This is a genomic window from Xanthomonas vasicola pv. musacearum NCPPB 4379 (genome assembly GCF_000277895.2).
Lineage (GTDB): Bacteria > Pseudomonadota > Gammaproteobacteria > Xanthomonadales > Xanthomonadaceae > Xanthomonas > Xanthomonas vasicola.
Genome location: NZ_CP034655.1, coordinates 475886 through 496237, shown reverse-complemented (window position 1 = coordinate 496237; position 20352 = coordinate 475886). Strand labels below are relative to the sequence as shown.

The following is a 20352-nucleotide window of genomic DNA, read 5'->3' as shown; positions in this document are numbered from 1 at the left end:
GCGCAGCGATGTGCAGCCAATCCGGCGTCGCTTCGGGCTGCGCGCTTCGACGGCGTTGACGCGGACGTCAGTCAACGGTTTGTTAAGCTCTCTGGCCTGCTCGCGAATCTCGTGTTCCCTGCATGCCTTTCTCGTTGGAAATTCTGCTGGCACTGCCATTTGTCATGGCCGCTGCCGCGGCGCTGCTCTGGCGCGCGCCCCGTTCGATCACTGCGTGGTTGGCTGTGGCCGCGCCGTTGGGCGGGCTGCTGGTGCTGGCACTGTGGACGCCAGCGGTGCTGCGCGGCGAGGTGCTTCGCAGCGAACATGCATGGTTACCGCAGATGGGTTTGATGTTTTCGCTGCGGCTCGACGGCCTGGCGTGGATGTTTTCCCTGCTGGTGCTGGGTATCGGCGCACTCGTGGTGCTATATGCGCATTACTACCTGAGCGCACGCGACAGCGCATCGCGCTTTTTTGCGTATCTATTGCTGTTCATGGGCGCGATGCTCGGCATGGTGCTGTCGGGCAATCTGCTCTTGCTGATGGTGTTCTGGGAACTCACCAGTATCAGCTCGTTCCTGCTGATCGGATTCTGGTCACACCGCAAGGACGCGCGCGAAGGCGCGCGCATGGCCTTCGTGCTGACCGCCGGCGGTGGCCTGGCGTTGTTGGGCGGCGTGTTGATGATCGGCCGCATCGTCGGCAGTTTTCAGCTGGATGCCGTATTGGCGGCTGGCAATGTGATTCGCGCCAGCCCGCTGTATCCATATGCGTTGATGCTGGTGCTGCTGGGCATTTTTACCAAGAGCGCGCAGTTCCCGTTTCACTTCTGGTTGCCGCATGCAATGGCGGCGCCCACGCCGGTGTCGGCGTATCTGCATTCGGCCACGATGGTGAAGGCCGGCGTATTTTTGCTGGCGCGTCTGCATCCGGCGCTGGCCGGTACCGATCTGTTTTTCTACACGGTCACCAGCATCGGTGCGATCACGGTCTTGCTAGGCGCGTGGCACGCCATCTTTCAGCACGACCTCAAAGGCGTGTTGGCCTATTCGACCATTTCGCATCTTGGTTTGATCACGATGCTGTTCGGCCTGTCCACGCCGATGGCGGTGGTGGCCGGTGTGTTTCACCTCATCAACCACGCGGTGTTCAAGGCATCGCTGTTCATGGCTGCCGGCATCATCGACCACGAGACCGGCACGCGCGACATGCGCAAGCTGGGCAATCTGCGCCATTTGATGCCGGTGACCAGCGCGCTGGCGATCACTGCGTCGCTGGCGATGGCGGGCATTCCGCTGCTCAACGGCTTCTTGTCGAAAGAAATGTTCTTTGCGGTTGCGCTGGACACCGAAGCACCGCAGCTGATGCGCATCCTGGCCAGCACGGCTGCGCTGCTGGCCGGTCTGCTGGGCGTGGCGTACAGCCTGCGCTTTGTGCACGACACCTTCTTCGGCGACGGCCCACGCGATCTGGATACCACACCGCACGAGCCGCCGCGCTGGATGCGGATTCCGGTAGATGTGTTGGTGCTCACCTGCGTGGCGGTGGGCATCGTGCCCGCGTGGACAGTAGCGCCGGTGTTGCGCGCGGGCGCCACCGCGATCCTTGGCGATCGCCTGCCCGACTACAGCTTGGCGCTGTGGCATGGCTTCAATCGGCCGCTGGCAATGAGCATCGCCGGCATCGTCGGCGGTGCGTTGCTGTACATGTCACTGCGACGCACGCTGGATTTGTACGCCATCCAGAACCGTTCCCCGGGCAAGGCGCTGTTCCAATGGAATTTGCGTGCCTTGTTCACCGCCACCACACGCATGACCGATGCCGTCACCAACGGCAACTTGCAGCGCATGTTGATGCTGCTGGTGCTGAGCGCAGTAGTGGTGGCGCTGGTGCCGTTCCTGCAAGGCGGCACATTGCCTGAGTGGCCTGCACCCACGCCGATGCCTGCGCTGGGTTGGATGGTGTGGCTGTTGATGATGGCGTGCGCCCTGGGCAGCCTGTTCCTGTACAAGCAGCGCCTGCTGGCCGTGCTGGTACTGGGCGGCACCGGGCTGGCGGTCAGCCTGACGTTCGTCTTCTTGTCGGCGCCGGATCTGGCACTGACGCAGTTGCTGGTGGAAATGGTCACGCTGGTACTGATGCTGCTGGCGATGAATTATCTGCCCGAGCGCTCGTTGCCCGAACCTGCGCGGCTGCGCAAGATCCGCGATGCCGCAATTGCCGTTTTCGGCGGTGCGGGTCTGGCAGCGTTGGCGTATACCTTGATGACCCAGCCCAGCCACTCCGTCGCCGGCGAACTGCTGCAGCGCGCGTTGCCGGAAGCGTACGGGCGCAATGTGGTCAACGTGATCCTGGTGGATTTCCGCGGCTTCGACACCTTTGGCGAGATCACCATGTTTGCGATTGCCGGGCTGGTGGTGCATGCCTTGCTGCGCCGCTCGCGCATGGCGCCGGAGCGCACCATGCCAGGGCCACCGATCAAGTTGCCGGTGCCGGCCGATCTGGCGCAGATCATGTTCCCGCTGACGCTGACGGTGTCGCTGTTTCTGTTCCTGCGCGGGCACAACGCGCCGGGTGGCGGTTTTATCGCCGGGCTGGTGCTGGCGGTGCCGTTGCTGATGCAGTACGTGATTCAGGGCACCGCCTCGGTGGAGTCACGCTTTGGTTTCGACTACATCCGCCTGACCGGTATCGGCTTGTTGTGCGCACTGGTCAGCGGTGCAGGCTCGTTGGTCTTTGGGCTGCCGTTCCTGAGTAGCGGACATCTGGAAATTCCGCTACCGCTGCTGGGCGAGTTGGAATTGGCCAGTGCGCTGGGCTTCGATATCGGCGTGTATCTGGTGGTGTTCGGTGCGGCGATGTTGACGCTGTCGATGATGGGCACGATCAAACCCTCACGCACGCGCAGTTCGCAGCGCGGCGAGATCGACCCCACCCAACGTTCGACACGCACCGCGGAGCAACATTGATGGAATTGGCAGTGGCAAGCGCGATCGGCGTCCTCACCGCATTGGCGATCTACCTGCTTCTGCGTGCGCGCAGCTTCGATGTGATCCTGGGCATGACCTTCCTGTCGTACGCGACCAACCTGCTGATCTTTGCCGGCGGACGCTTACGCAGCGGCCAAGCACCTGTGTTACGCGAGGGCGTGCCAGCCGAACTGATGCACCACACCGACCCGCTCCCGCAGGCCCTGGTGCTGACGGCCATCGTGATTGCGTTCGCAATGACGGCGGTGAGCCTGGTGCTGGCAATCCGCAGCCGTAGCGACAACCACAGTGATCACGTGGATGCGCATGAAGACGCCACCACCGGCGTGGACACGCGCGAGGCACGGCGATGAATCATCTGATGATCCTGCCAATCCTGATCCCGATGCTGGGCGCGTCGGCGTCGTTGTTCGTCGAGCACCGTCGCTATGGGCCGCGCGTGCAGCGCAGCGTGGCGTGGGTCAGCATGACCTTGCTGGCCGCAGCGATCATCGCCTTGTTCGCACGTGCGGCCGATGGCGAGATCTTGGTGTACCTGCTCGGCGACTGGCCGGCGCGCATCGGTATCGTGCTGATGGGCGACCGCCTGTCGGCGTGGATGCTGTTGACGACCTTGATCCTGGGCTCGGCGTGTCTGCTGCATGCATGCGCAGGCTGGGATCGGCGCGCGCCGCATTTCCATGCGTTGTTTCAGTTCCAGTTGATGGGCTTGAACGGCGCATTTTTGACCGGCGACATCTTCAACTTGTTCGTGTTCTTCGAGGTGATGCTGATCGCCTCCTACGGCCTGCTGCTCAGCGGCGGGCGTGGCTTGCAGATGCGGGTGGGCCTGCATTACGTGGTGTTCAACGTGTGCGCGTCGACGCTGTTCCTGATCGCGTTGGGCTTGCTGTTCGGAGTGTTCGGCACGCTCAACATGGCCGAGCTGGCGCAGCGCATTGCCGATCTGCCGGCGCAGGATGTGCCACTGGCCAAGGCCACGCTCGGCCTGTTGCTGCTGGTGTTTTGCAGCAAGGCCGCGTTGCTACCGTTGTATCTGTGGTTGCCGGAAACCTATTCGCGTGCGCCAGCGGCGGTGGCTGCGTTGTTCGCCATCATGACCAAGGTGGGGCTGTATGCAACGCTGCGGGTCTCGTCGTTGTGGTTTGGCGCCGGTGCTGGCGAAATGCACGGCTTCGGTCGCCATGCGCTGTTGTGGCTGGGCATCGCAACACTGCTGATGGCCGCGTTCGGGGTGATGGCTGCATCGCGGCTGCGGGTCATGGTGTCGTACCTGGTGGTGTTTTCGGCGGCGACCTTGTTTATCGCGTTCTCGCTGGACGATGCAGGTGCCTTGGGTGCTGGCCTGTATTACCTGCCGCATAGCAGCTTTGTCGCGGCGGCGTTATTCATGGTGTCGGACCTGATCCGGCGCCGCCGCGGCAATGCCAGCGACCGCAAGGAAGTGGTGGCGCCGCTACCAGGGAGGGCCATCCCAGGCACGATGTTTATGATCGCTGCAGTCGCGGTGGCCGGGTTGCCGCCGCTGTCCGGCTTCCTTGCCAAGGCCGCGTTGCTACAGCACGTGCCCGAGGGCCTGGTTGGGCCGGTGTGGGGCGCGGTGCTCGGTAGCAGCCTGCTGGTGGTGATCGGACTCACGCGCGCCGGTGTGCGTTTGTTCTGGCGCGTGCCGGCCGCCGCAGAAGACGCACCGGAACTGCAGCCGCAACGGCGTGGCCGCATGCGCCCGGTGGAGACCGCCGCCACGGTCGTGTTGCTCAGCGGGCTGGTCGCGATGACCGTGGCCGCCGGGCCCTTGATGCATTACACCAACGCCGCCGCTACGCAGCTGCGCGAACCGGGCGCGTATGTGGACCAGGTGCGTGCCACGACACCGCAGCGGAGGCAGCCATGACCATGCGTGTGCCATTGCGTCGCCGCCTGTTTCCGTCGCCGCCGTTGAGCGTGACGGTCTTCGTGTTCTGGCTGCTGCTCAGCGACAGCTTCGGCCCGCAGCAATGGGGACTGGGCATGCTGCTGGGCGTGGTCGTGCCGATCTTTGCGGCGCGGCTGGACCGCGAGTTCGCTCAGATCGGTTCGCTGCGCTCGGTGCCGCGCATGCTGCTGGTGGCCGCGGGCGACATCGTGCGCTCCAACATCAAGGTCGCTGCGCAGGTGCTCGGGCCAGAATCGCGTATCCATCCCGGTTTCATCTGGGTGCCGCTGGATATCGCCAACATCCACGGCATTGCCGCGTTGACCAGCATGATCACGCTGACGCCCGGCACCGTCTCGGCGGCGCTGTCGGATGACCGTAAATATCTGCTGGTGCACGTGCTGCATCTGGACGATCCGGAGGCGTTGATTGCCGAGATCAAGAGCCGCTACGAGAAGCCCCTGATGGAGATCTTTCCATGACCGGCCACATGTTCATCGAATCGACCATCGTGATCTGCATGCATGCGGTGGGCCTGGCTATCCTGATGGCGTTATGGCGTCTGCTGCGCGGGCCGACCGTGCCAGACCGCATCCTGGCGCTGGATACGCTCTCGGTCACCGCCATCGCCGAATTGATGCTGCTGGGCATGTACCTGGATTCGCCGATCTATTTCGAGGCGGCCCTGGTCATTGCGATGCTCGGCTTCGGCAGCACGGTGGTGCTGAGCAAGTATGTGTTGCGGCGGAGCATCGTCGAATGATCGCCCTCACCGAATACGTGCTCAGCGCCTTGCTACTGGCGGGCACGTTTTTCATCCTGATCGGCGCATTCGGGCTGGTAAAACTGTCGGATTTTTTCAAGCGCCTGCATGCACCGACCAAGGCCAGCACGCTGGGCGTGGGCTGCGTGCTGCTGGCCTCGGTGGGCTATCACCTGTTTCTCGGCGTGGACCCGCAGCCGCGCGAATTGCTGATTACCGTATTTCTATTCATCACTGCACCGATCAGCGCGCACCTCATGGCAAAGGCAGCACTGTCGCTGATGATGGAAAACCGCCCGGAACCACCGAATCATAGCGACGCGCAGCAGCAAAAAGTGCCACCTCGCTAGGGCGGCGCGATAGCTCCGACGCTCAGCCATGGATATTGCTGGTGGCTCTCTCAGAAGCGACTCCGAGCAGGGTTGCACTGCATCATGCATGGCCGTGCCAAACGTCCTCATGTCCTTTGCGCGATAGCATGCGCACTGCCGCAAGCCAGCAAGACAATGGGCTCCATGAGTACAAATAACGCGACACTCGACAGTACTGCAACTGCGCAATATTGGGCTTTTCCGGCGTTTCCGATGGCGCTTAGCAGGCTGCTGAAATACTAATTCCTGATTAGCCCCGACCTTCATCCAGCAGCCGCAAGATCTGCGATGGCATGATCAGATGCTGTCGCCACCTGAAGCCAATGAGCCGGCGCGATGAGCATCAATGCGGTGCAATTCCAGGCGGGAGTGTCGATGCCGGAGTTCTTTGCGTCCTACGCCACCGAGGCCAAGTGCTACCGCGCTCTGTACAGATGGCGGTTGCCACAGAGATTTCACTGCCCCTGCTACGCTGGACGAGCGCGCTCGCGCTTCAAGCGCGGTGGCGCCATCTATTACCGTGCAGCGCCTGCCGGCACCAGACCAGCTTGATCGCCGGCACGATGTTCCAAGGCACCAAGCTGACACTGCGCACCTGGATGCTGGCCTTGCATCTGTTGACCTCGACCAAGACCAACATGGCCGCGTTGGAACTGATGCGTCACCTGGGCGTCAACTACAAAACCGCCCGGCGGATGAAGCACAAGATCATGCAGGTGATGACGGAGCGCGAAGACACGCGTCGACTGTCTGGATTCGTGCAGACTGACGATGCCTACCTAGGCGGTAAGCGCAATGGTGGCAAGGCTGGTCGCGGATCGGAAAACAAGCAACCGTTCCCGATTGCAGTGCAGATCGACGAGACCTTCACCGCGCCGGGTTGTGTGGTCATCGAACCAGTGCGCAGCTTCGACACTATCTCGCTTGCTGACTGGACAGCCCGGCGCCCGGGTGCGAGGTCTATACCGACGGATTGGCCTGTTTCCGCCGCCTGGAAGAGGCGGGACATGCGCATACCACACTGAACATCGGTGGCGGACGGGCTGCGACCGAAGCCGCCGGTGCCCTTTGGGTCAACGTGGTGCTGGGCAACCTCAAACGTGCCATCAGCGGCGTCTATCACGCCATTGCCCAAGGAAAATATGCAAATCGTTATCTGGCCGAAGCCGCCTACCGCTTCAATCGCCGTTTCCGCTTGCGCGAGATGCTGCCGCGACTCGCTACGGCGATGATGCGTTGCAAGCCCTGCCCGGATCCGGCTCTGCGCATGGCAAGCCATTTCCATGGCTTGAGAGTCAGGGCTAATCAGGTACTAATTTCGGCCTGCCGACATGCATAGATGAGTAGCTTCTCCGCCAATTCTGAGCCTCCGACAGACACCGGCAGCCTTAAGATTTCACGCAGTAGTTCTTTGTTGGCCCTTCCTCGAGTCGTCGCAGAGGTCCATCCAGAGTATTTCAGCAGCCTGCTAGCGTCTGTTCGCCAGGGGACGCGTAACTGCGCCAACGAACAAAAGTCCCGGCTTGCAAGTCGTTATCCTCCGCCATGTTACACCTAGTGGCATGCGATTCACAATCGATCCGCAGGCCTTTCCAACTTAAGGATGGTCTGATCAACGCGACCGGAAAACGAAGCAACCGCATCCGCCGCGCTGAGGGCGCTCAAATCGCCGATTTTTTGCCGGTTTCGGCACGTTTGCGGGGTGTTGCCTGGATTACAGGCACAGCTTCCCCGCAGCAGGCATTAACGCTTTGCGCGTCAGCCACAGATTCGATAGTGCAAACAGCGTCAGCACCTGTGCGGTGTTCTTCGCCAAACCGCGATAGCGCACCTTGACGTAACCAAACTGACGCTTGATCACCCGAAACGGGTGTTCCACCTTCGCACGCAGGCTGGCTTTGGTGTGCTCCCAGCGCTTGGCCAACTTCAGTTCGCGCTTATTCTTGATCTGCTTCAGCTTCGAGGGCTTCTCCGCGATCAGGTAGCGCAGCGTGCGCTTGCCCTTCATCTCATCGCGCTTGTCCAGCCCGGTGTAGCCGCTGTCGCCGCTCACAGTGTCTTCCTTGCCGTGCAGCAGCTTGTGCGCCTGCGTGATGTCCGCTGCGTTGGCCGCCGTGCATTCCACGTGGTGCACCAGGCCCGACTCATCGTCCACCCCGATGTGCGCCTTCATCCCGAAGAAGTACTGGTTGCCCTTCTTGGTCTGGTGCATGTCCGGATCGCGCTCGCCATCCTTGTTCTTGGTCGAACTTGGCGCCGCAATGATCGTGGCATCCACGATCGTCCCGCCCCGCAGACTCTGCCCTTTACGCGACAGGTGCGCGTTGACCCGGTTGAACAGCTTGCGCGCCAAATCATGCCGCTCCAGCAAATGCCGGAAGTTGAGAATCGTCGTTTCATCCGGCACCTCATCCAGCCCGCCGATCTTCGCAAAACGGCGCATCGACACCGTGTCGTACAGTGCTTCTTCCGCCGATGGATCGCTCAGTGCGTACCACTGCTGCAAAAAGTGGATGCGCAGCATCGTCTCCAGCCGATACGGCTGTCGCCCCGGCTGCCCCGACTTCGGGTAGTGCGGTTCGATCAGTGCCAGCAGATCCTTCCACGGCACGACCTGGTCCATCTCGGCCAAGAACACCTCACGCCGCGTCCGCTTGCGCTTGCCGTTGTACTCCGCATCGCCGAAGGTCAGTTGCATCGTCGTTGTCCCGTTGCGTCTGTGTGATTGTCGCAGGATCAAGGGGAGTTGTTCAGAGTTTCCTTAAAGAAAAAATCTCTTGAGAAGTCCAATGAATCGAGAAATTCCGTGTGGAAAAGTTCGGACCATCGTGCCGACAGCATTGCTCCTGCTGGCACTGGTAAGTTCCTCGGCCCAGGCCGGCCCGTGATTTCAACTAAATTCATAAGCATTGTCGAACGCGCAGGTGCGGTGTTGGTGGTAGGTAACGGCTTACAGACGTGCGTGCCATTGCGCTATAAGAGAAGTGTGCCTGGCCCGAATTTGAAGCTCAATACACCCGATAACTACCAGTTCTACGCGATGTCCACAGCGAACTGTCAGCCTGGTACCGCCATGGCTGGATTCTACACCACGCTCGGCTTCCAGGGAGAAAACTCAGCGACGATTGTTTTCGGTCTGAGTAATTCGGGATTTTCATACCGCTGATCGCCGTGGGTGGCAGTGCCGGCATGCGAACTGGCACTGCCCCCTTGTCACCCCGCCGTCTGCTTTGCACGACTAGAAAATATCGACTTAATACGCCCAGGGTTCCGTAGACATCTCAAGGCCATGGAACATGGCTGATTCGGGGGGTGTCCATGAGCAGCAAGCGGTATACAAGCGCTTCGACCCGGACATGGGCGTGCGTTTGGTCAGCTTACGTGCGCAAGTGGGCTACGAGCGCAAACCCCGCTTCCATGGCGGGACCGAGTGCATGGCGGCGGCCAACCTGCTTGGTCGGCAGTTCGACGTGACCGAGCCGGACACGACTTGGGCCAGTGATTTCACCTTCATCCGCACGCACGCAGGCTGGATGCATCCGGCCGCGGTGATAGACACGCGCCGAGGTGTTCAACTACATCGAGATGTTCTACAACCCAAAACGCCGTCATCTGGCCAGCAACGAGGTCATCAGTCCCGGACTCTAAACTCGACTGCTACTCAAGAAGGTGAGACGTCGACTCTTAGAAAAAATTTCTGACACCCTCCAGAGACACGCAACCATGAAGACCTCTTTGCTAGCTGTCGGTATCCTAGCGATCCTGCCGTTGGCCGCCTCTGCTGCCGAAGGCCTGTCCTATGACTACGCCGAAGCCGCTTATGCCGAGACCCGCGATGGGGGCTATTCTGCGCAAGGCTTGGCAGTCAATGGCTCTTATGCGCTCAATCCGAACTTCAATCTGTTTGGCGATTTCACCCGCCAGAAGACCGACTTTAAAGACCGAAGCTTTCACCTGTGGCACGTCGGCGTCGGTTACAGCCATGAAATCGCAAATCACACAGACCTGGTGAGCCGTGTGGCCTACAGCAGCGCAACACCGGCATCGCCGCTCATTACGTTCGGCGGATGGAGCGCCGAAGCGGGCATCCGTACCTCCTTCAGCCCCTACCTGGAAGTTTTCGCCTTGCTTGGTTATGAGGACTACCTGAAGAAAAAAGGCTACGACCCGAAAGGCCAGTACCACTTAGATCTGGGTGCCCAGGCCAAGCTGAACCGGACGTGGAGCCTCAGCGCCGACATGAAGATGGGTCGCATGGGTGACATCGCATGGTTCGTAGGGCCGCGCTTGAGCTGGTAAGCGTTCGCCCATGCCACTGGGGCCAATAAGAGGCGACTAAAAACCACTGCGCATTCACCGAGTAAGAGCGGCCAACAAAACGTAGTGAGCAGCTGTCAGGTGGGTGCGGACGGCGCGCTCAGCACCGGAGTGCACGCGTGGTACATGCCGATTCCGAGCACCGGCCGCGTCCGCCTGGCGGCTGCGCAGTCGTTTTGTTAGCAGCTCTTAGCCGGCGCAGTTGCGGTAGGCCCCACGTCTGCCGTATGGCCTACGTCGCGTCTTCAGCTGGTCGATGTTGAAATACCGCGCGCAATCCGGACCAACACTGCTGGTTATCGGCTTGCCGATGCGCGGCGTTCAATGCCTGCTGCGTGGGGCGCAACACTGCGCGGGTTTCGAACATGAAAGCCATGGTTTCAGTGATCACTTCCGGGCGCGTGAGATCTGCCTGCGAGGCCTTGTCGAAGGTGGCCGCATCCGGGCCGTGCCCGCTCATGCAGTTATGCAACGAGGCGCCACCGGGCGCGAAGCCTTCGGCCTTGGCATCGTAGACGCCACGGCACGAGGACCCTGTCTGCCGCGCTGGACATCGCCAACGGCAGTGTCATTACCCAGTGCAAACCCCAGCACCGACATCAGGAGTTTCTCTCGTTCCTGCGGCACGTGGACACGCAGGTGCCGCAGGATCTGGACGTCCATCTGATCTGCGACAACTACGCCACTCACAAGCACGCCAGGATCAAGGCATGGCTGGCCAAACGACCGCGCTACCACATCCACTACACGCCGACCTGCAGCTCCTGGCTCAATCAGGTCGAGCGTTGGTTCGGCCTGATCACCCAGCGGGCGATCAGGCCGGGCTCCTTCGAGTCGGTGGCCGATCTAACGCGCAAGATCAACGCCTTCGTCGAGCACTACTACCAAAACCCGCGACCGTTCAAATGGACTGCGACCGCTGACTCGATCCTGGCCAAGATCGAACGGCTCTGCAAAGTGATCAACGGAACGGAACAGTAGCGCCAGCCGCCTCACCGCTGCGTGGCGATCTCCCGCAGGGCCAGCTCATACACCTCCCGCGGCTGGCCGCCCTGGGCAAGGCGGGCAGAGCCCTTAGGGCGTGTCACCAATTCCTGCGTATGCCGCGTTGGGTCTGGCAGGCGCGCTGCCGGCCTTGCGCGGAGCAGCGCCTGACTGGCCGTCAGGTCAAGCCGCGCGGGGCCGGCAGCGCGCCTGCCAGGCCCAACCCGAAGGGCCGCGGTTGCGCGCGCCCGCGGCGCGGCATGCTCGGGGATTGATGACACGCCCTAGCTGAAACTCCGGCTGCGGCTGAACCAGCGGCTGGCCGCCTGGCGGGCCTCGTCCGCCATCCACTGGGCCACGCCCACCGCATATTCGCCATCGATCACGCCCTGGGTGGCATGCGCCACCGCGCCTGCCACCGCGCCTGCCACGCTGGCGCGGCTTTCGCTCAGGGATCGCTGGAGGGTGCCTGCGACCGGCCCCGCCGGCGTGCAGGCCTGCACCGGCGGCTGGTCCGGCGCATGCGCCGCGGCCAGGGCGTCGCGCTGGCGGGCCATCCTCTGCCAGTAGGCCAGCAGCATGCCCAGGCCCGCGAGCAGTTGCAGGCCCGCCAGTTGGCGGTCCGGCAGGTGCCGGAGCGTGCCGTACACCACCTCGCCGATCAGGTCCTCGGCCAGTTGCGCTCCATCGAGCTGCACCAGGGCCTGCGCGATGCGCCAGGCCGTTTCCTGGTCGCCGCGCTCCGCAAGCTGCCCTGGCAGCGCGGCCGCCCCGGCGGAGAACCATTGCGCAGCCGTGGCCAGTTGCGCTGCCATGGCACCGACGAGTTCGGGCTGCCGCAGGGTGTCCAGGGCGACGGCGGTCCACGCGGGATGGGCGCGCATCTCTTCGGTCAGCCATGCCGCCTGCCGGAGCAGGTTGCGCCACAGGGGCTGCAGCGTGGGAAGGTCGCGCGGGAACAGAGCCCACCGCGCGCCCGCGCCACCGTGGCCTGGCGGGCCTGGCGGGCCTTGCGGACTTTGCAGCCCAGGCCCGTGCGGAGACGGGGCGCGGGGTGCGGAACGGGGGGAAGACGTGCCCGCGGCACGCGGCGGACGGCCGGTGGTTCCAGGCAGCCCGGCACGTGCAGGCAGGGAACGGGAGCGAGGCAGCAACGGGCCCGCATGGGCGTGCAACCGCGGCCCGGCCTCCTGCGGTGGGGCGGCGGCATGCGCGTCGGGCACCGTGGCTGGTTCGGGGTACGCGGGGCTGGCCTGGCAGAAGGACGTTCGTGGCGATGTGGCAGAAGGCGTGGAAGGCATCGGAGCGCTCGAAGAGAGCGGGCACGGCGCGGCGGCGCCCGGCCCTGCGTACGGGATGCGTTGATCCCCCCTGGCCCATTGAAGCCGCACTGGCATCGCCGGCGGAGCCGGCGTGCGAACCGGCAGGCGCATGCGCGAACCTGCGGCCCCGGCGGCACCCGCCGGGGAAACGCCTCAGGCGCCGGCCGCCTGCAGTGCGGGCATGCGTCCCGAGCCCACGTGCCCCCCCTGCGGCCTGGCTTGCCGGAGCACGCGGCGCGCCGTGGCCGTCCGGGAAATCGGTAGACAGCGCCAGTGAGGAATGTTGGGGTAGCTCGAAGCCGCGGGCCGGGTCCTGCACCGCCCAGGCCCGGATCTTGGGGGCGGACGACTGCACGCTGCCGAAGATCGTGGCGAAGGCCACGCCGGCGGCATCGCGGCGCGGCGCCAGCCGCACCATGCCCATGGGGATGGCCGTGCCGGACGGATCGAACACGTACCAGCGGTCCCCGAGGAAGACCTCCACGTAGGCGTGGAAATCGGGCGGCCCAGCGCGGGATCGGCGCCGTAGTCGGCGCCGGTCGCGATGCGGGCCGGGATGTTCAGCGCGCGAAATCGCGGCACACCCCGACGCGCTCCACGAAAGTGTCGATGGCCGAGGTGGTGGAGTTGGAGGTATTGGAGCGGAAGGCGACGTGGCCGCGCACACAATCGCAGAAGGCCTGCACGCGGCTGTAGCCCTGCTACAGGTGGCCGAATTCGCGCATGGCCAGCGTGACGGGGCGGTCGGACTGGCAGTAGCGACTGGGCAGGATGTAGCCGACGGCCTCGGGCGGCAGGTCACGCACCGGCGCCTCGGGAATGCGCGCCGGATCGGCGGCGTGGTGGTGCATGTCCACCGTGGCCGCGTAGGCGACGGTGAGCGGCCCCGGGGCGGCGTGCATCCGCATGCAGCGCGTGCCGGTGGCGGGATCGGTATGCAGTCGCGGCAACGCGTCCGGCTGGCTGATCTCCAGGTTTTCTTCCATGACCTTCTGCCCCCCGGTGTGCGCGGCATGGATGTTGAAGACGATGTCCGCGCCGGGGCCCGTCGCCAGGTGCGCGACATCGTCGGCCTGTCTCTGAATCCACCGGATCATGCGCTGGTGCTGTGCGTGGACGAGACTAGCCAAGTACAGGCTGTGGAGCGCACCCAGCCGCTGCTGCCGATGGGGCTGGGGTACGTCGAAGGCATCACGCATGACTCTGTGCGCCACGGCACGAGGACCCTGTTTGCCGCGCTGGACATCGCCAACGGCAGTGTCATTACCCAGTGCAAACCCCAGCACCGACATCAGGAGTTTCTCTCGTTCCTGCGGCACGTGGACACGCAGGTGCCGCAGGATCTGGACGTCCATCTGATCTGCGACAACTACGCCACTCACAAGCACGCCAGGATCAAGGCATGGCTGGCCAAACGACCGCGCTACCACATCCACTACACGCCGACCTGCAGCTCCTGGCTCAATCAGGTCGAGCGTTGGTTCGGCCTGATCACCCAGCGGGCGATCAGGCGGGGCTCCTTCGAGTCGGTGGCCGATCTAACGCGCAAGATCAACGCCTTCGTCGAGCACTACTACCAAAACCCGCGACCGTTCCAATGGACTGCGACCGCTGACTCGATCCTGGCCAAGGTCGAACGGCTCTGCAAAGTTATCAACGGAACGCGACACTAGGAAAGCCTGGGCGTATCACGCTCCGTTTACCGTGAAACCGACGTCGCGTTTTCCGCTGGTGGATGCTGAAACGCCGCGCGCAATCTGGACCAACACTGCTGGTAATCGGCTTGCCGATGCGCGGCGTTCAATGCCTGCTGCGTAGGGCGTAATACCGCGCGGGTTTCGAACATGAAAGCCATGGTTTCAGTGATCACTTCCGGGCGCGTGAGATCTGCCTGCGAGGCTTTGTCGAAGGTGGCCGCATCCGGGCCGTGCCCGCTCATGCAGTTATGCAACGAGGCGCCACCGGGCGCGAAGCCTTCGGCCTTGGCATCGTAGACGCCATGCACCAGGCCCATGAATTCGCTGGCGACGTTGCGATGAAACCACGGCGGACGGAAGGTGTGCTGCGCCACCAGCCAACGCGGTGGGAAGATCGCAAAATCCATGTTCGCAGTGCCATGCGTGTCGCTGGGTGAGGTCAGCACAGTGAAGATGCTGGGATCGGGATGATCGAAACTGATCGAGCCGATGGTGTTGAAGCGACGCAGGTCATAGCGATAGGGTGCGTAATTGCCGTGCCAGGCGACCACATCCAATGGCGAATGGCCGATGTCGGCACGCCAGAGGTGGCCTTGGAACTTTGCGACCAATTCGAACGCGCCTTCGCGTTGCTCGAACGCAGCATGCGGCGTTTGGAAATCGCGCGGATTAGCCAACCCATTCGAGCCGATCGGCCCTAGATCGGGCAGGCGCAGCAGGCCACCGAAGTTTTCGCACACGTAACCGCGCGCGGTGCCATCCAGCAACTCGACGCGAAAGCGCACCCCGCGCGGAATCACACCGATCTGCTGCGGCTCCAACGCCAGCACGCCAAGTTCGGTATGCACACGCAACCGGCCCTGCTGCGGCACCAGCAACAGCTCGCCATCGGCGTCATAGAAGAAGCGATCCTGCATGGAGGCGTTGGCCGCATACAGATGCACGCCAACGCCGGACATCGCCTCCGGCCCACCATTGCCGGCCATGGTGTAGAGACCATCGACGAAATCGGTGGGCGCGGACGGCAATGGCAGCGGGCTCCAGCGCAGCTGATCCGGCGGCACCGGGCCGGTACCGAAGTCGTTGTGGAAGTGCGATTGCTCGATCAGGGAGAAGCTGCCATGCACGGCTGCCGGACGGATGCGATACAGCCAGCTACGCCGATTCTCGCCACGCGGCGCAGTGAACGCGGTGCCGGACAACTGCTCGGCATAGAGCCCATGCGCCACGCGCTGTGGCGAGTTCTGCCCGACCGGTAGAGCACCGGCCACGGCCTCGGTCGCGAACTCGTTGCCGAAGCCGGTCATGTAGTTAGATTGGTCATGCATGGACATAGGCTCTTCAATTGTGGTCTTGCCATCGCACAGGACGACCAGTGCTGAAGCCCTCTCCCGTCGGGAGAGGGGTTTCAGCAACGTGCGTTTCATCACTCTGTGTTGTCAGACACATGCGTGCTTGGGACGCGCGCAATTGCCTGATACGTGCGACTTGTCTGCGTAATTGGCCTGATACATACCAAAGCTCCGCCTGACTTAACAAGCTGCGGCGTTCGGCATCACAACGAGCACCACTCCAAACCCGCACCGGCGCAGTGAGTGGCAGCAGCCACAAATCCCGAATCACCAATCCCAGCCCTCAAAGCACCCCACGCTTCATCTGATCGCGCTCGATGCTTTCAAACAACGCCTGGAAATTACCTTCGCCAAAACCTTCATTGCCCTTGCGCTGGATGATCTCGAAGAAGATCGGGCCGATGCAGTTGGTGGTGAAGATCTGCAGCAGCTTGCGCTGTTTGGTATCCGGGTCGGCGTCGATCAGGATTTTGTTGCGGCGCAGGCGTTCGACGTCTTCGCCGTGGTCGGGGATGCGCAGATCCACCACGTCGAAATACGTGTCCGGCGTGTCCAGAAAGCTCACGCCGGCGGCGCGCATTTTTTCCACGCTGGTGTAGATGTCGTCGGTGAAGCAGGCGATGTGCTGGATGCCTTCGCCCTGGTACGCGTCCAGATACTCGTTGATCTGGCTCTTGGGGTCGGACGATTCGTTGAGCGGAATCCGCACGATGCCATCCGGCGCAGTCATCGCCTTGGACACCAGGCCGGTTTTGGCGCCCTTGATGTCGAAGTAGCGGATCTCGCGGAAGTTGAACAGGCGCTCGTAGTAATCCGACCAGCGTTGCATGTTGCCGAAATACAGGTTGTGGGTGAGGTGGTCGATGAAGGTCAGCCCGAAGCCGGTCGGATGCTGGTCGGCACCTTCGATCGGCTCGAAATCGGCGTCGTAGATGCTGCCGGCGTCGCCGTAACGGTCCACCAGATACAGCATGCAGTCGCCGATGCCCTTGACCACCGGTGCCGGCACGGCGCGCGTATCGGCCTTGTCCTGCACCGCTTCGCCGCCGTTGCCCAGCACGGTCTGCAGCACGGTCTCTGCCGGGGTGCGGAAGCGGATCGCAAAGCCACAGGCGCAAGGACCATGCGCAGCGGCGAAGTCGGCAGCGAACGAATCGGGGTCTTCGTTGAGCAGGAAGTTGACCCCGCCCTGGCGATAGACGGTAATGGGGCGGCTGCGGTGACGCAGCACCGCGCTGAAGCCCATCTTGCGGAAATAGTCGTGCAGTTGCTCCGCCTGGCCGGCCGGTGCGGCGAATTCGACGAATTCGAAGCCATCGATGCCCATCGGATTCTCGAAGGTGGTGATCTGCATGCCCGGATCCGGGCGGGTTGCAGTGCTGTTCGGTTGTGCGCTCATCGTCGTTTCTCCACGCTTTGGGGGCCGCAGGGCTATGCGGACTAGCAGAAGACCCGCGAGAATGCGCAGGCCACCCTCCGTTTGTAGTTGCAAATGAAACCAAAATCAAGACACAGTGCAACATGAGCGATCTCGACGCCCCTCATCCGCCGCAACATCCTGTACTGCTCAACCTTGAGCAGTTCCTGCCGTATCGCCTGAGCGTGCTGTCCAACCGTATCAGCAGCAATATTGCCAAGGTATACGGCGATCGTTACGGCATGGCGATTCCCGAGTGGCGGGTGATCACGATTCTGGCGCTATACCCGGGATCTTCGGCCAGTGAGGTCTCCGACCGCACGGCGATGGACAAGGTGGCAGTCAGCCGCGCCGTGGCACGCCTGCTGGAGCGCGGCTTCATCCGCCGCGAAACCCACGGCGATGATCGCCGCCGCTCGATGCTGGCGCTGTCGCCGGCCGGGCGCCAGGTCTACGAGACCGTCGCGCCGCTGGTCAACGAGATGGAACAACGGCTGATGTCGGTGTTCAGCGCGGAAGAACAGCAAATCCTGGAAAAGCTGATCGACCGGCTGGCCAAGGATGGGCTGCCGCGCATGGCCAGCAAGGAGTAAGTGGCGCTGCGCAGGACCTGGTTTAGTTGCAGTTCCGTGCTAGCGGGCAACGCTGGTGCAGTACTCGCATCGCTGCTGGACGCGCGCAGAACTGTGTATGGCGGCTCCTACAGATTGCGACCGGAGGTTGGATCGCTGCTCTTCGCTGTTGGCACGCCGCGCATGGCCACAGTACCTCCCATGCAGTGGCGTGCTGCTGTCGCCGACGATGCATCATCAGGTGGTGCAGCACGCAGCGCGCGACGCAGACTCACCGTGCGCACGCCAGCCGATCCACATCGGCACGATGCAAACACAAAACCCCCGCACTGCTGCGGGGGTTTTGTGTTTGACGCATCCAAGACCTCAGGCCTGCGGCGGCGCCCACTGCTTGAGGAAGTCGAACAGCTTCTTGCGGTCGAAGCCCTCGCCCTTGCGCAGCTCCGGGCCAGACTGGGTGGCCAGCAGCTTGCCGTCGTTATCCAGCACCAGCAGCGAGGGAGAGTCGTTGAGCTGTGAGAACGCCGACAGGAACGCAGCGTTTTCGTTGGCCGCATCGCGGTTGACCTTGACCACCACGAAGTGCGCGTCGCGGAAGCTGCGTAGTTCGGCGTCGCCGCCCATCAGCTCATCCAGCGCCTTGCAGGGCTCGCAAGCCGCATTGCCGACATTGAGCACGATGCGCTTGCCGCCACGCTTGGCTTCGACCTTGGCCGTCTCCAGATCGGCGGCCGGATCGCGCGAGGGGTCGTATTGCGCATTGAGCGCGGCGGCTGCGGCGATATCTGCAGCGGTCGGCGTATTGCCCGAGGACACCGGTTGGCTGGGATCGGCGCTGGGCGGCTTCTGCATCGACGTATCCAACGGCTTTGGCGCTTCCTGCGGGCTGCTGGTCTGCCCGCAGGCGCTCAACAGACCCGTCAGCAATAAGCCACAGACAAGGGGTTTGATCGGCATCGCTGTTCTCCTCACTTCACACCATGCATCAATTTATTGATCAGCGGCGCGATCAGGAACAGCAACGCGCCGGCGCCCATCAGCGCCCAGAACCCGAAGGTATATCCGCCCAGCGCCGAGGACACACTCATGCCTTCGTTCCCGCTGACATGACCTGCGAAAATGCCCGACAGGTTGTTGCCGATGCCGGTGGACAGGAACCAGCCACCCATGCCGAAACCGACCAGGCGTACCGGGGCCAGCTTGGTCACCATCGACAGGCCGATCGGCGACAGGCACAGCTCGCCGATCGACTGGATGACGTAGACCATGAACAAGGTCCAGAACGGGATCTTGCCGGCGTCGTTGACCAGGCTGGACAACGCAAACATCAGCAGCAGGAACGCCAGGCCGTTGAACAGCAGGCCCAGGCCGAACTTGCGCGGGATCGACGGATTGAAGCGGCCGGACCTGACCCAGATCCAGGCGATGACCGGGGCCAGCGCAATGATGGCGATGGAGTTCACCGACTGGAACCACGCGGTGGGGAAGGTCCAGCTGCCGAAGTTGCGGTTGACGATGTTGTCGGCCAGGAAGGTGAACGAGCTGCCGGCCTGTTCGAAGAACATCCAGAACAGCACGTTGAAGGCGAAGATGATCAGCATCGCAATCACCTTGTCGCGCTGTACCTTGCCTTCGCGGATGCCTTCCACCAGCAGCATCACCGACAGGCCGATGAACAGCACCGTCAGCACGATCTGCAACACGTCCGCACCGACCGCGAGCAGGAAGTACACGCCCGGAATCGCCAGCAGGCAGCCCACCAGCACCATCAGCACACGGCCCACGCCCTGCGCGTCCGGCGCCGGGGCGCCGATGCCCTTGAGCTGGACGCGGCCGAACCAGAACCACACCAGGCTGATCAGCATGCCCACGCCGGAGGCCATGAACACCATCTTGTAGGACGGCATGGCTTCGGTGCCGAACACCTTTTCGGCCAGCAGCTGGGTCAGCACCGGCGAGATCATCGCGCCCAGGTTGATACCCATGTAGAAGATGGTGAACCCGCTGTCGCGGCGTGGATCGGCCACCGAATACAGCTTGCCGACCATGGTGGAGATGTTCGGCTTGAACAGCCCGTTGCCAACCACCACGGTGGCCAGGCCGATCTCGAACATGGTGTGGTCGGGAATGGCGATCAGAAACAGACCGGTCGCCATGACGGCCGCGCCGACCAGGATCGAGCGCTGGTAACCGAGCACACGGTCGGCCACGTAGCCGCCGAAGATCGCCGCCGCATACACCAGCGCCAGGTAGGCGCCGTAGGTCCGCCCCGCCGGCGCCTGGCCGGTGGCATCCCCGTTGAAGAACTGCGCAACGATGTACAACACCAGCGCCCAGCGAATGCCGTAGAACGCAAAGCGTTCCCAGAATTCGGTCATGAACAGCAACCACAGCGGCCGGGGATGGCCGAGCAACGTGGGGAACTCGGGCGGCGGCGGATTGGAGGCGGATGTCGGCGCAGTCGCGTCAACGCTCATAGAAGTCCCTTGCGTATTCAGTGATGGCTGGGTGCACCGGAGCGAGCCCGGGCAACGCGCGAGGATCACTTAGACGTCATGTACGCGTCAAATTCGCCGGAGTCGGCGACCTGATGGCCGAGGGTGGAATGGGCGGGTTTGGTGGGTGTGTTGGGTATCCCCACCGGCGTGTGCGAGATCGTTTCCAGGGCCT

Annotated in this window: 16 protein-coding genes, 1 other RNA gene and 5 pseudogenes; 13 read left to right on the top strand and 9 right to left on the bottom strand. The window is 63.0% G+C overall.

Going from position 1 to position 20352, the window contains the following annotated elements; translation table 11 throughout:
- Positions 1-122 precede the first annotated feature (122 nt).
- The 7 genes and pseudogenes from KWO_RS02255 (at position 123) to KWO_RS02225 (ending at position 7360) form a co-directional block, all read left to right on the top strand.
- Complete coding sequence (locus tag KWO_RS02255) at positions 123-2951, top strand: monovalent cation/H+ antiporter subunit A (protein WP_010375088.1); 2829 nt, start codon at positions 123-125, stop codon at positions 2949-2951.
- The gene (locus tag KWO_RS02250; protein WP_010368025.1) at positions 2951-3325 is read left to right on the top strand and encodes a Na+/H+ antiporter subunit C; all 375 of its coding nucleotides are present in this window, start codon (positions 2951-2953) and stop codon (positions 3323-3325) included. The genes KWO_RS02255 and KWO_RS02250 overlap by 1 nt, the downstream gene beginning before the upstream one ends.
- Positions 3322-4866, top strand: coding sequence for a monovalent cation/H+ antiporter subunit D (locus KWO_RS02245; protein ID WP_017112249.1), 1545 nt, complete (start codon positions 3322-3324; stop codon positions 4864-4866). Before KWO_RS02250 ends, KWO_RS02245 begins: the two co-directional genes overlap by 4 nt.
- On the top strand, positions 4863-5369 hold the full coding sequence (locus KWO_RS02240) for a Na+/H+ antiporter subunit E (RefSeq protein WP_010375086.1): 507 nt from the start codon (positions 4863-4865) through the stop codon (positions 5367-5369). The genes KWO_RS02245 and KWO_RS02240 overlap by 4 nt, the downstream gene beginning before the upstream one ends.
- Complete coding sequence (locus tag KWO_RS02235) at positions 5366-5650, top strand: K+/H+ antiporter subunit F (protein WP_003486364.1); 285 nt, start codon at positions 5366-5368, stop codon at positions 5648-5650. The genes KWO_RS02240 and KWO_RS02235 overlap by 4 nt, the downstream gene beginning before the upstream one ends.
- Positions 5647-6000: a Na+/H+ antiporter subunit G gene (locus tag KWO_RS02230; protein WP_010368016.1), complete on the top strand. Its 354-nt coding sequence runs from the start codon at positions 5647-5649 to the stop codon at positions 5998-6000. Before KWO_RS02235 ends, KWO_RS02230 begins: the two co-directional genes overlap by 4 nt.
- A gap of 357 nt (positions 6001-6357) precedes the next feature.
- Positions 6358-7360, top strand: a pseudogene (locus KWO_RS02225) (IS1595 family transposase).
- Positions 7361-7735: 375 nt separating this feature from the next.
- Here the strand turns inward: KWO_RS02225 and KWO_RS02220 are convergent.
- Entirely contained in the window at positions 7736-8719 is a 984-nt protein-coding gene (locus KWO_RS02220) for an IS5 family transposase (protein WP_017113471.1), read from the bottom strand.
- Positions 8720-8767: 48 nt separating this feature from the next.
- Here KWO_RS02220 and KWO_RS02215 point away from each other — a divergent pair, with 48 nt between their 5' ends.
- The 3 genes and pseudogenes from KWO_RS02215 (at position 8768) to KWO_RS02205 (ending at position 10320) form a co-directional block, all read left to right on the top strand.
- Positions 8768-9187, top strand: coding sequence for a hypothetical protein (locus tag KWO_RS02215; RefSeq protein ID WP_227479926.1), 420 nt, complete (start codon positions 8768-8770; stop codon positions 9185-9187).
- Positions 9188-9383: 196 nt separating this feature from the next.
- A pseudogene (locus tag KWO_RS02210) lies at positions 9384-9578 on the top strand (IS3 family transposase); the annotation flags it as partial.
- A 166-nt stretch (positions 9579-9744) separates the two neighbouring features.
- Positions 9745-10320, top strand: coding sequence for an OmpO family porin (locus KWO_RS02205; protein ID WP_010382083.1), 576 nt, complete (start codon positions 9745-9747; stop codon positions 10318-10320).
- 69 nt (positions 10321-10389) lie between these two features.
- On the opposite strand, the gene KWO_RS02200 is transcribed toward KWO_RS02205, so the two are convergent.
- Positions 10390-10466: non-coding RNA, sX9 sRNA (locus KWO_RS02200), on the bottom strand.
- 104 nt (positions 10467-10570) lie between these two features.
- Positions 10571-10858 (bottom strand): annotated as a pseudogene (locus tag KWO_RS02195) (homogentisate 1,2-dioxygenase domain-containing protein); the annotation flags it as partial.
- Between KWO_RS02195 and KWO_RS02190 the strand changes: the two are divergent.
- A pseudogene (locus tag KWO_RS02190) lies at positions 10855-11319 on the top strand (IS630 family transposase); the annotation flags it as partial. The pseudogenes KWO_RS02195 and KWO_RS02190 overlap by 4 nt on opposite strands.
- A gap of 287 nt (positions 11320-11606) precedes the next feature.
- On the opposite strand, the gene KWO_RS02185 reads toward KWO_RS02190, so the two are convergent.
- Together KWO_RS02185 and KWO_RS02180 are read right to left on the bottom strand one after the other, a co-directional pair.
- Positions 11607-12206 carry a hypothetical protein gene (locus KWO_RS02185; protein ID WP_113622324.1) on the bottom strand — a complete coding sequence of 200 codons (600 nt, stop codon included), beginning with the start codon at positions 12204-12206 and terminating at the stop codon, positions 11607-11609.
- 1139 nt (positions 12207-13345) lie between these two features.
- Positions 13346-13630, bottom strand: a complete 285-nt coding sequence (locus tag KWO_RS02180) for a hypothetical protein (protein WP_017112633.1) — start codon at positions 13628-13630, stop codon at positions 13346-13348.
- A 66-nt stretch (positions 13631-13696) separates the two neighbouring features.
- On the opposite strand from KWO_RS02180, the pseudogene KWO_RS02175 reads away from it, so the two are divergent.
- Positions 13697-14317 (top strand): annotated as a pseudogene (locus KWO_RS02175) (IS630 family transposase); the annotation flags it as partial.
- A 26-nt stretch (positions 14318-14343) separates the two neighbouring features.
- On the opposite strand, the gene hmgA reads toward KWO_RS02175, so the two are convergent.
- The gene (gene hmgA / locus KWO_RS02170; RefSeq protein ID WP_017114055.1) at positions 14344-15669 is read right to left on the bottom strand and encodes a homogentisate 1,2-dioxygenase; all 1326 of its coding nucleotides are present in this window, start codon (positions 15667-15669) and stop codon (positions 14344-14346) included.
- Between the two features lie 307 nt (positions 15670-15976).
- Positions 15977-17092, bottom strand: coding sequence for a 4-hydroxyphenylpyruvate dioxygenase (gene hppD / locus KWO_RS02165; RefSeq protein WP_017112910.1), 1116 nt, complete (start codon positions 17090-17092; stop codon positions 15977-15979).
- Positions 17093-17214: 122 nt separating this feature from the next.
- Here hppD and KWO_RS02160 point away from each other — a divergent pair, with 122 nt between their 5' ends.
- Entirely contained in the window at positions 17215-17703 is a 489-nt protein-coding gene (locus tag KWO_RS02160; RefSeq protein ID WP_010368009.1) for a MarR family winged helix-turn-helix transcriptional regulator, read from the top strand.
- A 345-nt stretch (positions 17704-18048) separates the two neighbouring features.
- Here the strand turns inward: KWO_RS02160 and KWO_RS02155 are convergent, their stop codons facing one another.
- Both KWO_RS02155 and KWO_RS02150 read right to left on the bottom strand, forming a co-directional pair.
- A complete protein-coding gene (locus KWO_RS02155) occupies positions 18049-18639 on the bottom strand; it encodes a thioredoxin family protein (protein WP_010382065.1) in 591 nt (196 codons plus the stop codon).
- Between the two features lie 11 nt (positions 18640-18650).
- Positions 18651-20159 (bottom strand): peptide MFS transporter, encoded by a 1509-nt coding sequence (locus tag KWO_RS02150; RefSeq protein ID WP_010382062.1) that lies wholly within the window; start codon positions 20157-20159, stop codon positions 18651-18653.
- Positions 20160-20352 lie beyond the last annotated feature (193 nt).